Annotated in this window: 8 protein-coding genes and 3 pseudogenes; 4 read left to right on the forward strand and 7 right to left on the reverse strand. The window is 42.5% G+C overall.

Annotated features, from left to right (window positions below; genetic code table 11):
- Positions 1-16: 16 nt before the first annotated feature.
- From AC5JM2_RS07290 to AC5JM2_RS07300, 3 genes are all read right to left on the reverse strand, one after another.
- On the reverse strand, positions 17-4,006 hold the full coding sequence (locus AC5JM2_RS07290) for an AMP-binding protein (RefSeq protein ID WP_495834235.1): 3,990 nt from the start codon (positions 4,004-4,006) through the stop codon (positions 17-19).
- 873 nt (positions 4,007-4,879) lie between these two features.
- Entirely contained in the window at positions 4,880-5,272 is a 393-nt protein-coding gene (locus tag AC5JM2_RS07295) for a hypothetical protein (protein ID WP_495834236.1), read from the reverse strand.
- 156 nt (positions 5,273-5,428) lie between these two features.
- Positions 5,429-5,575: a hypothetical protein gene (locus tag AC5JM2_RS07300; RefSeq protein WP_495834237.1), complete on the reverse strand. Its 147-nt coding sequence runs from the start codon at positions 5,573-5,575 to the stop codon at positions 5,429-5,431.
- 199 nt (positions 5,576-5,774) lie between these two features.
- Here AC5JM2_RS07300 and AC5JM2_RS07305 point away from each other — a divergent pair, with 199 nt between their 5' ends.
- Entirely contained in the window at positions 5,775-6,446 is a 672-nt protein-coding gene (locus AC5JM2_RS07305) for an IS1 family transposase (RefSeq protein WP_495834238.1), read from the forward strand.
- 128 nt (positions 6,447-6,574) lie between these two features.
- Here the strand turns inward: AC5JM2_RS07305 and AC5JM2_RS07310 are convergent.
- A pseudogene (locus AC5JM2_RS07310) lies at positions 6,575-7,651 on the reverse strand (IS66 family transposase); the annotation flags it as partial.
- Between the two features lie 75 nt (positions 7,652-7,726).
- Between AC5JM2_RS07310 and AC5JM2_RS07315 the strand changes: the two are divergent.
- Positions 7,727-8,766: pseudogene (locus AC5JM2_RS07315) on the forward strand (IS630 family transposase).
- On the opposite strand, the gene AC5JM2_RS07320 reads toward AC5JM2_RS07315, so the two are convergent.
- Positions 8,733-9,386 carry a DUF6444 domain-containing protein gene (locus tag AC5JM2_RS07320; RefSeq protein ID WP_495834239.1) on the reverse strand — a complete coding sequence of 218 codons (654 nt, stop codon included), beginning with the start codon at positions 9,384-9,386 and terminating at the stop codon, positions 8,733-8,735. The pseudogene AC5JM2_RS07315 and the gene AC5JM2_RS07320 sit on opposite strands and share 34 nt — an antisense overlap.
- A gap of 108 nt (positions 9,387-9,494) precedes the next feature.
- On the opposite strand from AC5JM2_RS07320, the gene AC5JM2_RS07325 reads away from it, so the two are divergent.
- Positions 9,495-9,638, forward strand: a complete 144-nt coding sequence (locus AC5JM2_RS07325; RefSeq protein ID WP_495834240.1) for a hypothetical protein — start codon at positions 9,495-9,497, stop codon at positions 9,636-9,638.
- 11 nt (positions 9,639-9,649) lie between these two features.
- On the opposite strand, the gene AC5JM2_RS07330 is transcribed toward AC5JM2_RS07325, so the two are convergent.
- Positions 9,650-9,916 (reverse strand): hypothetical protein, encoded by a 267-nt coding sequence (locus AC5JM2_RS07330; RefSeq protein WP_495834241.1) that lies wholly within the window; start codon positions 9,914-9,916, stop codon positions 9,650-9,652.
- Positions 9,917-10,023: 107 nt separating this feature from the next.
- Positions 10,024-11,106: a ParM/StbA family protein gene (locus AC5JM2_RS07335; RefSeq protein ID WP_495834242.1), complete on the reverse strand. Its 1,083-nt coding sequence runs from the start codon at positions 11,104-11,106 to the stop codon at positions 10,024-10,026.
- 360 nt (positions 11,107-11,466) lie between these two features.
- On the opposite strand from AC5JM2_RS07335, the pseudogene AC5JM2_RS07340 reads away from it, so the two are divergent.
- Positions 11,467-11,622, forward strand: a pseudogene (locus AC5JM2_RS07340) (IS1/IS1595 family N-terminal zinc-binding domain-containing protein); the annotation flags it as partial.
- Positions 11,623-11,670: the final 48 nt, after the last annotated feature.

The following is an 11,670-nucleotide window of genomic DNA, read 5'->3' on the forward strand; positions in this document are numbered from 1 at the left end:
CATAACTTGATTAATTCTATTTTCTCTTTTTATTTACTGCTATCTCCTCGCTGAGTAATTTAGCTAGCTCCTCTTCAGAGAGTGTTTCTATATCCGTTAAAACTTTTGCAATCTGCTTATTAGATTCTGGAGATTTCAGTCCTAAGTTCTTAGAGCTTTCGATTTCACTGTTGAACCGTTGCTGTGAATTTACTTGAGAAGTTTGTTTTGATATGCTGAGTTTGCTAGCTATATAATGCGCTAAAGCTTCAGTTGTGGGAAAGTTCCAGGCAATTGTAGCTTCGAGTTCTAGAGCTTGTCCTAGCCAGTCTTCTAACTCCTGTGATAATTCCACCACCATTACTGAATCCATGCCATACTCAGCAAACGATTGACTAGAGTTCACTAATTTGACATCAATTTTTAATTTTTTGACCAGCCAATTTTCTATCCAGTTCTGAATCGTCTCGCCTGTATGGAGATAGATATGTTGAAACTCAGCAGAGCTAGCCTCTACAGCCTTGGGCATTTCAATCGGGGTAGAAATTTCTACCTGGTTGTTGGATTTTTGATCCCAACTGATTATAGAACGGTCTTGCCGTAGCAGCTCATCTAGTTCATGGTCTTCGCCTGCGAGGGTTTGTTCAATATTGCCGATCGCTTCTGTATAATCCAATATGATCTCACTAATGGCATCTGCACCTGATAGGATAGATTCAGCCGAGGTACCACGCAGGGCTGTTTCGAGCTTTCGTTGAAAGTGAAGTTGTGTCCACTCAACAGCACGGCGTAGGGGTTCTGATTGCATTCGCTCAAATGCCTGTTGAGTTACAGCCCACAGAACGGCAAAGGAGACGAGTTCGCCGATCAGCAGATATCCCCAGCGGGTTGCGGAGATTTGGTCTGGAAAGGGAGCCTGAGCTTGGGTGTAGCGATTGCGGATTTGTTCTACAGCTACTCTCAAGCGATCAGAAATTGTTGATGCTGCCAGTTCCTTACTGAGAAATTGGTGTATTCTTGCACTATTGTTGACAACACAGGAGCCTACAAACATTTGTAGGGTTTCAGTAGGGCCTTCAAAAATGCGAATTACTCTAGCATCGCGGAGGAGCTGAGGTGCGATGTTCGTCTCTATATAACCGCGACCGCCTAGTAGTTGAACGAGACTATCAGCAGCCTTCCAGAAAAACTCTGGGCCAGTTGTCTTGCAAATTGCATAAACTTCTGGTGGAACAAAATTCCCATCGTCAAGTAACTTGCTTACCTTGGCAACCAGGGTTTCCACAGATGTAATAGCCGCCGTGAGATCGCTCAATCGCATTAGCGTTACTGAGTTATCTAGCAAGCGACCCGTTGATATGCAACGGCGTTCAGCATAGCGAAGCATCAACTGGGCACAGCGCTTCATCCCGCCTACGCTCATAGCCGCCAGACCTAATCGAGCATACATCATGGCATCCTGAGCAGCTTTCATTCCTTGCCCTGGATTGCCCAACAAATGGTCTGAATCAACGGCTACGCCGTCTAAATGTACGGTATTCTGAACCATGCCCCGCATCCCCATCGTCAGGGCTTCGGTTCCAGAGCGCAAACCTCGCATTCCTTGGCGGACAACAAAACCACTGATTCCGCTAGATTTGCCGTTGGTATCGAGGTGTTGAACAAAAACATTAATCGCACCTGCCCATGCTGCTGAACCGCTCCAAATTTTGGTACCTTGTAAGAGCCAGCCACCATTAGTATCTGGTATTGCTTTGGCTGAGATGGCTTGGGGATTTGACCCTGCTTCTGGTTCTGTAATTGCAAAAGCAGCCAGTTCACGACCTGTGGCTAAGATGGGAAGAAGTTCATCCCGAACTGGATTTGAGGCATAGTTCTGCATAGGACGAATCCCTAAAACGTTGTGAACAACCACAAAGGAAGCTAATGTTTGGTCGATCGCCCCAAGTTGTTCTATAACCCGCATAGTATCATAGTTGCTAAGACCGATACCCCCATATTCGAGTGGCACCTGCATACCCAAAAGACCATGATTTCCAAAATCGAGCACAATATAGGGTGGGATGCACCGACGCTCATCAATGAGTTGGGAATTTATTCGTTCGTTGGCGTAATGGCGCAGCCATTCGATCAAATTGCTAGCACGTTCTTTACTAGAATATCCTGTCACTGTGATATTGGTACTCTGAATGCGAGAATCTGATTTTTGGCGAGTTTGAATTGGTTTTGCTAGAGATTCTGCTTTAGCTTGAGACTGATCTGAAGTTTGGCTGGTCGAATCGCCCCAAGAGGCTACCACCTTTAAGCTTTTTTCAAGAAATGCACTTTGGCAAGCAGAGCGTTGAATTTTACCACTAGAAGTTTTAGGAATGCTCCCAGTATCGAGCAGGACTATTGCAAAAATCTGCAACTCATGTTCTAGCGAGACAAATTTACGGATAGCTCTCACTACCATCTCTACATCTAACTTCCGCCGCCAAGTGCGCTCTACCTCTTGAACAACCACCAATTGCTCTTTACCCTCAACCTCCACTGTAAAAGCTGCCCCACAACTAGGTCGCAGTGCTGGGTGGCTCTGCGCCACTGTCCATTCAATATCTTGGGGATAATGGTTTTGACCCCGGATAATGATTACATCTTTAAGTCGCCCTGTGATGAACAACTCGCCATCTTTCAAGAATCCTAAATCCCCCGTTCTCATAAACGGTCCTTCTTTGGTGTCTTTTAAATAAGCACCAAAAGTTTTCTTAGTTTCTTCTGGTCGCTGCCAATATCCTTGAGCAACGCTAGAGCCAGAAACCCAAATTTCCCCAATTTCTTTTGGGACACATTGGGTTAATAATTCGGGATGAACAATGACTACTTTGGTATCAATTCCAGGTTGTCCACATCCTACAAGAGTTTGTAGTTTCTCTTCAGTTTTACTCTCTATTACCTGATTGTGTGCTAGTGCTTTTGCTTGAACTGGAAAGAAACTCGGTAGCTTTTGGTTTTGCACTCCAGCTACTACTAAGGTTGCTTCTGCTAAACCATAGCCGGGACAAAACGTTGCTAAGTCAAAACCACAAGATTGAAAAGTTTGGGTAAATTGTTTGATGGTGTCTGATCTGACTGGTTCGGCACCATTTAAGGTCATGTGCCAGCTGCTTAAATCGAGGGTGGCGCGTTCTTCGGGTGTAGTCTTAAGCACGCAAAGTTCGTAGGCAAAATTAGGAGCGCCACTATGAGTAGCTTTGTAGCGCGAAATTGCCTGAAGCCATCGTATCGGTTTTTGAATAAAAGATACAGGAGCCATCATGTAACAGGGAAACCCTTGATACAGAGGTTGGAGAACTCCATAAATCAGTCCCATGTCATGGAAGACAGGTAGCCACGTTACCATGACGCTTTGTAAGTTGTACTCCCATATCTGTTGCGTATACTTGGAATTTTGCAGCAGGTTGCCATGACTGACCATTACACCTTTGGGCGTTCCCGTAGAACCAGAAGTGTACTGGAGAAAAGCTAGAGTATTCCTATTTATTTGCACTTGTTGCCAGTTTGCAGCCTGATCAATAGCGATACTATCGGTAGCTAACAATGGCATATTGGCAAACTCTGGCTCTTGGGCAAATTGACTTTGGATTTGGGTGAGAGTAGAGCTAACACTCAGTGCTATTGTTATTTGAGCATCTGATGCGATCGCTCGCAGTCTCGATAGACTTTGATTGCGTTTAGGTGGATAAACTGGAACCGCTACAACACCAGCATACAGACATCCGAAGAAGGCAGCAATGAAGTCTAGACCTGGTGGATATAGTAGCAGAACACGTTTACCAGCAGCTTTTAAAGACTGAAGATGGGTGGCGATCGCCCGTGCTTGTAAATCTAGTTCTCGATAAGTCAAGCTGATTTCTTCAGTTTCTCCATCTTGCAGAAAAGTGTAAGCCCTTTGCTCTGGTTGAATTTGTGCTCTGTAACGTAGCAGATCTACTAAATTTGAAAATTTATCATCTAGAGGATTTTGGAAATTATCTAAACAAGTCATAAACCAATTTTTTCTTTTTTAGACATTCGTCTTACAACAAAGCAATTGGATTTTTTACTTAGAAATCCATACGATTAAGACATTGCTTTACTTGGATAGACATCCAGCTTTCTCTAAAAAGCCATTGAAATTATTTCTGAACAATTTTAACTGTTTTTATGAGCTTAGCCTCTTACACATAAATACTGAGTTATGGGCTAAATTTATTTAGTATTGCATCAGTTAATTCAGGGGTAGCATTATACGCTTTGCCTAAAAGCGTATAATGCTACCCCTGAATTTCGCGAAGCGTGTCCCGAAGGGACACAAATTTTGAAGTTTGGCAAGTTTCTTATTAACAGGTGAGAGTCGGTAGCTCTTGTCTGTGCTTCTTCCTAAATGGAATCTGTCTTCAATCAATATACTCCTTTTTTCCTTGAAAATTAACATGGATTATGACCTAACTCCAGTTTATTTGAAAAAATCTTTTTATACTTCGCTTACTAAGAATCTCATGTTTCTCATTAAAATGCAATACAACTAACAGCATATTATCGGTTGCCGTTATCATACTATAGTTGTGACTTTGCAAATACGTTTTCGCTGCAAATAAATTATATTTTGTAACTATTCTTGATTTACTGTTTAAATCTTTTTTAATTCTTTGAAATATCTGCTTAATTCCTATGAAACACATTTTGAAACCCATATATAGCAGGGCTTTTATATATTTCAGGAAAATAATGTTTTTCTTAAATATTTCACTTGCGGTACGCCGCTAGTTGGAGGCTCACATCTTGCACTTAGAAAATTTAATGTCAATTCCATGACATTGAGCCAACGTCTGTACATAGTGACATTTAATCTGGAATTTCACCGAATTTTACAGTGAAATTATTCATCGACAATTTCAACTGTCCTTGGTTCCTCATTTGGTACGGTGTAAGTATTGGTATCTGGGGTAAGTTGATTTTTCAGTTTGAGTTTTAGCTCGTCTGAAATGGGTAAATCATTAATTTCTTTGAGGAGAAATCTTACAGATTCCGTTTTGCTACGTTCTGCATAGACGGCCTTAAGAATGGCTTCAATTCCATATCCTGCTATAGTATCCCCCAAAACTGTTAATAGACCAAGTAATCCTATACCTCCTACGATGCCAAACGGTCCTCCCGCTGCTGTGAGGGCAGCAGCAACAGCAGCAGAACTACCTCCTGCTGTGGCTGTTAGAATCACGAGAATTATGCCAGGAAGACCCAGACCGGCAAGTTTTTTAACGATTTCGTCCATTGGAATTACCTCAAATTTTCGGTTTTGGTTCAAACATTACTCAGGGTATAAAACTGGAGTCTTTGTAAACAAAGAAACCTATTTTAAATCTAGATTAAGGGAGAATAGGGTGACTCACGCTCAGATCAAGTTAAAATTTTAGAAAATTTTCTCTATTTATCCTAACCTGATAGTTGAGTCTTGAATCAAGATTGTGACTGATTTTCCCGAAAAAGCCTGAGATCGCCACCGTTCTTGGGGAGGCGAAATAGTTTTTGACTTTTTGATCGCCACTGCGCCCTTTAAAATTGTGATTGGTTGCATAAACTCCTGTTTTTTCGTAAGCGTTCAGGGCAGGGCTGTTTCATTCCACAAGGGAGAATAAGTATTGGACTTTGGACAAAAAAGTCCAAAGTCCAATGTGAACAGCCACGGGAGAGACCTGCACAATATGAACAACAAAAGAAGTGGTAGTAATGCATAGTAATGATAAAAGAAAAAACTGTCGTTCAACACAGAATCTATGCACTGCCCTCAATGCAACTCGAATAACATAGTCAAAAATGGACGTACTCACTACGGAAAACAACGGTTCAAATGCCAAAATTGTGGACGACAGTTTGTCGAGAGTCCAACAAGACAACCGATTGATAACTCAACACGTGAATTAATCGATAAACTCTTACTTGAACGGGTTTCATTAGCGGCGATCGCCCGTGTCACTGAAGTTTCACTACGTTGGCTTCAATACTACGTTAACCAGAAATATTACCAGGTTCCCAAATCTGTTGAAGTGACTAAAAAAAAACCAGGTCGGCTGATAATCCAGATGGATGAGATGTGGTCATATGTAGGGTCGAAAGCTAATAAACAATGGATTTGGCTTGCAATCGACGCGACAACCAGAGAAATTGTTGGGGTACATATTGGCGATCGCTCTAGCCAATCAGCAAAACAATTATGGCAATCGCTACCACCTATCTATCGACAATGTGCAATGTGTTACACAGACTTTTGGGAAGCTTATGAACAGGTTTTACCCAGTAAACGACACCAATCAGTAGGCAAAGAAAGTGGTAAAACGAGCTACATTGAAAGATTCAACAACACCTTGCGACAACGAGTTGGACGACTAGTTCGTAAAACATTATCGTTCTCCAAAATGCTGGACAATCATATTGGTGCTATCTGGTAGTAACCGTTCAGGGGGCGATCGCGAACTAAAACACAATGTATTTCAATGAGCGTAGGAGTTATGGAGGTTAATTCCGGAGACTCTCCTAAATTGAATAGAAGTAAATAACCGGATATGAGAAATGTGGATTAAGCAGCATTTGTTACTTGCTTAGAAGCAAGAGGAACTTTAGGGAGCAAAGAAGGAGAAGCTTTGCCAACACGCGCAGCACTCACTGCTGATGTGATAAAATCCAAGACATTTCGACGCTGGGACTTGAGAGTAGTCACAACGGTCAACATCCTTTGTACAAAAGTACTGCCAGCCTGGGTTTGAGAACCAAAACTGGTGACGCATTGTCCCCTAAATTTTTGCCAGCCTTATAACTACGAGTACCCGACTACGCCGACAGATCAACAAACAAAGGCTGGCAAAAATTTTACGTGTAAGACCCTCGTGCGTCGCCAGATCACCGCAGGACGAATTGCTCTTTCAGCAGCATTATTTGTCGGTTCAACGCCATCAACCGTCACAAATAACCATAAAGCAGGTTCAACTTTCAGTATTTGGCGGCAAGTGCGAACAGTTTTAGCTAGTGGTGTTTTTTCTTTAGAACCAATCTCACAATCGGCAGCCTCTTGTAGAGAGGACTTGAGGGAGTTACGAATCTCTGATACTAAAAGTTGAAACTCAAAACGTGTCAAGGTTCCATCTCGAACCCGATGCCATAACTCAAATAATTTCTCCTGTTGTTTTACTAGAGCATTACCGATCTCGTTTGAAACTCCAGGACGCTCAGAGATTTTGATAAATTCTCGTCTCAGATGCGCCCAACACAATTGTCGCTGTTCTAAACTTACCCAGTTGTATGCCGCATATCGGTCTGAATTTAAAATACCGCTAAAGTTTTCACCCAGGAGATTACGGGCAGTATCGGAACAACGGGAAAGGGCAATCTGAAAATAAGTCACTAAGGGGAGCCACTGCGTTGGGCGGCTTTGCCGACTTGAAGCATGTGGCGTTGTAACCGCTACCCAGAGCCAACCTTGATTTTTTTTGTTATTGCATCCATCAACATTCCCCTGAGCAAAGCTTGTTTCATCTGCCCCAATTACTTCGGAGTTTTGGACGTATATTTTTGCTTGGTCAACTGCACTTTTGACTGCATGGCTGGCTTCAAGTCTCAGGTTGTTGACTGTACCCAAAGACATGGAAATTCCGAATATATACTTTGCCAGGGTATAGATTTTACTTTTTTCCAGAGCTAAAAATAGAGGAGAACTCTTACTCTGGTGACCAACTTGATCAAACTCACGTTCACTGCCGACGAGATTAAACAACTGCATTACGAACGCTTTCATCATCCCCACCCACGTGTGCAACAAAAAATGGAAGCGTTGTACCTCAAAAGCCAGGGTTATCCTCATTGGGAAATTGCCCAATTGATTCGAGTTACTAAACCGACCTTGTTGAGTTACTTTCAGGACTACCAAGCAGGAGGAATTGCCAAGCTCAAAGAGATCACCTTCTACCGACCACAGAGTGAACTAAAGCAGCATCAGGAAAGTTTGTCAGCTTACTTTCGAGAACATCCTCCCAAAACTTTGGCTCAAGCGGCTGCCAAGATTGAAGAGCGAACGGGGATTGTTCGCAGTCGAGAGCAAGTGCGTCAGTTTCTCAAGTCGATGGGGATGAGTTGTTGCCGAGTGGGGGTACTCCCTGCCAAAGCAGATCCACAGGAGCAAGAGGAATTCGTTAAAAAAAACTAGAACCTCGGTTGGAAGAGGCGAAAGCAGGCAAACGAGCAGTGTTCTTTGTCGATGCGGCTCACTTTGTCTTGGGTGCATACCTTGGGTTTTTGTGGTGCTTTGAGCGATTATTCATCAAATCTGGTTCAGGACGGCAACGCTTCAATGTTCTAGGTGCCCTCAATGCCGTAACGCGTGAGTTAATTCTAGTCACAAATGAAACTTACATCAATGCTCAAAGTGTCTGCGAACTACTGAATAAGCTAGCTGCTTTAGGGTTGAGTATCCCAATTACCCTGGTGTTGGATAATGCTCGATATCAGAAGTGTGCGCTGGTGATGGAGTTGGCTCAATCGTTGAACATCGAACTGCTTTATCTGACTGCTTATTCTCCCAACTTAAACTTGATTGAACGCTTATGGAAATTCGTTAAAAAGCAGTGCTTATACTCGATTTACTATCCTGATTTTAGTGCATTCAAGGCGGCAATCACTTCCTGTCTTAATCAGTGTCACACAACTTACAAACAAGAGTTGGACTCATTGCTAACCTTGCGTTTTCAATCCTTCAATAAAGTAAAAACTATCCCCTGACAAAGTATATCTTGCATGGCACTCTGCACCATCCGAGTACTGTGGCGGTACAGTCCGCTCAACACGGTTACAAGAGCCACAACTCTCACACCATAACCACTTGGATATACGTCTACGGGTAATGTTGCACGGGTTAAAGTCCCGCATTCAGAGCACATTAGTTGGTGCAGGCGATGTTCTACGATTATTGGACTGATGGGAGGAATTTCTACTATCTGGTGACGGTAAGGGTTGGTATCTTCTCCCTTTAATTTTTCTGCACAACCGCTACAGGTTTGTGGGTGGTGGTCTAAAACGCTTTCACACTCGGATAACTCATACAGCTCGCGACTATGACCCTTGTGTCCTGGTTGCCCTCCTCGCTTTTTACCACTCTTGTTTTTTTCTTGGTGTTTTTCAGCATGAAGTGGATCTGAGGACGGCGCAGATGACGAGTTTTTTGATGTGCGATTGATTTTTTCTAACAGTTCTTGGTGTTTGACCTCTTGTTCAGCCAGCTTTTCTTCTGATTTTTTGATGTGCTGCCCCATTTTCTCGACCAATTCCTTGACATTGGCTGGAGTCTTTTCCCAATCAGAGTCGGAAATTTCAATTCCGTAGGCGAGGCAGTTTTCATCCATGCAATTTAATCTACCACCTCAGTAACCCATTTTTCACGCTCTGCGTTTCAAATCCTGTGAACGGTTACATCTGGTATTTTATTCATCACTATAATGCTAGTCTACAAAATGAAATCATTACTATGCATTACTACCCATGAGATAAAATCTCATTTTTTAGTTCAAGTCACACTAACCGCCTTGGTGGTTGCTATATTTTCAAATCACAAGAATCAAGTTCATGCTCAAGCACTGGCAGTCGATACCCGCTAGTGCTTTTTGATTTAAAGCTCTATCCCCCCGTCAAATTCGTCCGGGTCATCAGTTTCTATCGGCGCTGGTTTAATAACCACATGTTCCTGATATCCGTTTAAGCTTGCAGGTGCTGTCGCTGCTAGAGTGGGTAGAATTGGGTACTTTCCTTCTAAATAACGTAAGTAAAACCCTATTGCGTCCTCAACAAACCGACTCTCAGTAATCTCTAAAGATTCACACCATTGCTGTACTTTGAGCTTTTGATACTTCTTAATCCTGATTTTGTCAGCTGTCATTGCATTGTCCCCTAAAAATTTGGGCAGGCTTTGTTTGTTAATCTGTCAGCGTAGTCGGGTACTCGTAGTTATAAGCCTGCCCAAATTTTTTACGTGTAAGACCCTCATTACCCAACCTCCGCTATGAGTCCCATGAGGTTATCAAAAGCACCATTGGCTGAAATCAAGAAACCTTTCTTCTTTAGTGCAGCATTCAGCAGTGGAAGCTTAGAACCACCTCCGATTATCAGGATTTGGTCACCACTAAGCTTATACTGTTCTAGCTGCTTAATGACTTCGCGCAATCTGCAATTGATGAAGTCCTGTAGCTCGAACTCATAGACTTTGTAGAAATTGAGATCTGATTCACCATAAGCCAGAAACGGAATTTTCTCACTTAACTCCGATTTTTTGAACTTTACTCCTACCTCAATACTCCTGTTGATGACATCCTTACTAGGTGCTTGTTTGATAAGTGCTTTGAGATCAGAATTACAGCTAATTCGCTCAATTAGGTATTCAGCGCCAAAATCCTTAACTGCAACTTCTCCTACTGGCTCAGAGTTGAAGAATCGACTGATGGACGTGTTACCGCCACCGATATCACAGATGGTCACAGCACCGTCTAGCTTCTGGCTTTTAAGCGCTGCAAAGCCTTCGGGTAAGATTGCTTTAATGGTAATAGTTACACCACATGGGACGCCACACAATTCTACCTTGTGCGTCCCTTCGTTCTTCCTGATAATTCCTGAGTGACGTTTAACATCATTGGTAGTTACTGTAACTTCTAGATTCATCTCTGGGTTAATCTGTGGTAGATGAGCTAAAGTGCCTAAGAAGTACTCAAGCCACAGAGATGATTTCCCCATGTAATCTTCCACCAACCTCATAAGGTCACTGCTACCACTGCGGACAGCTTGATTGCCGATTAGCCAGCAACTGTTGATTAGCTCAGTCCTCACACCATTGACATAGCGGACGTGACCAGGTAACTTACTAGAGGTATTGGATAAACAGCGAGCATACCAGCTTGGTTCTCTTATAAGTTCGTAGCCTTCCACGTGTGCTTTAATCCAATGATTACCCAAGTCAGTCACCGACTTGAACTGCTTCTTATTTTTCGCTGGAATTTTAGGTGTTTTTACTCCCTCTATTTTCTGGGTACTTTTGGGTACATTTGCGGTTGTGTCAGTGGTCTTAGAATTCGTCATAAGTCTTACCCCATCTAGATTCTAGTGATTTTTAAGTCGGATAACAGTAGGTTAGCAGAGATTTGTACCCGAATGTACCCAAAACTAAATCTAACCGCTTTTTCTCTGGCTTGCAAGCCAAGTCATGTATTAATTTTAGCTATTCTAAATTATTAGAAAATAGTCAAAAGTAAGTATAAATACTTTTTTTTTCAGAGAGAAGGAAGGGTGTACAAATTTGTACACCTATTCATTCTTCGTTTTCTGTTTCTGTCCAGATAAACTCAGCATTTGTCTGCATACACATAGCAATCGCTTCTTGGGTAGTGCTAAAGAGGAAAGGATGGGAGAATAGAGATTATTGTGATTGAATGATGCATTATGTCTCCTGCCTTGCCTCAGTGTTCAAGTTGTCATGCTGGGGATGTCGTGAAAAATGGTCGAACGCGGCATGGGAAGCAAAATTATAAATGCCGTGAGTGTGGGCGTCAATTCGTTGAAGACCCGCAGTGGCGACCGATATCAGATGAAACCAAAGAGATATAGGACTACTATTTGATTTTTGACGAAGCTAGGTACACTTCA

The organism is Brasilonema angustatum (assembly GCF_059505445.1).

Coding starts and splice junctions, on each gene's coding strand:
- AC5JM2_RS07290 (WP_495834235.1), bottom strand. CDS start 4,006: ATGACTTGTTTAGATAATTTCCAAAATCCTCTAGATGATAAATTTTCA.
- AC5JM2_RS07330 (WP_495834241.1), bottom strand. CDS start 9,916: ATGACAGCTGACAAAATCAGGATTAAGAAGTATCAAAAGCTCAAAGTA.
- AC5JM2_RS07295 (WP_495834236.1), bottom strand. CDS start 5,272: ATGGACGAAATCGTTAAAAAACTTGCCGGTCTGGGTCTTCCTGGCATA.
- AC5JM2_RS07320 (WP_495834239.1), bottom strand. CDS start 9,386: ATGGATGAAAACTGCCTCGCCTACGGAATTGAAATTTCCGACTCTGAT.
- AC5JM2_RS07335 (WP_495834242.1), bottom strand. CDS start 11,106: ATGACGAATTCTAAGACCACTGACACAACCGCAAATGTACCCAAAAGT.
- AC5JM2_RS07300 (WP_495834237.1), bottom strand. CDS start 5,575: ATGCAACCAATCACAATTTTAAAGGGCGCAGTGGCGATCAAAAAGTCA.
- AC5JM2_RS07325 (WP_495834240.1), top strand. CDS start 9,495: ATGAAATCATTACTATGCATTACTACCCATGAGATAAAATCTCATTTT.
- AC5JM2_RS07305 (WP_495834238.1), top strand. CDS start 5,775: ATGCACTGCCCTCAATGCAACTCGAATAACATAGTCAAAAATGGACGT.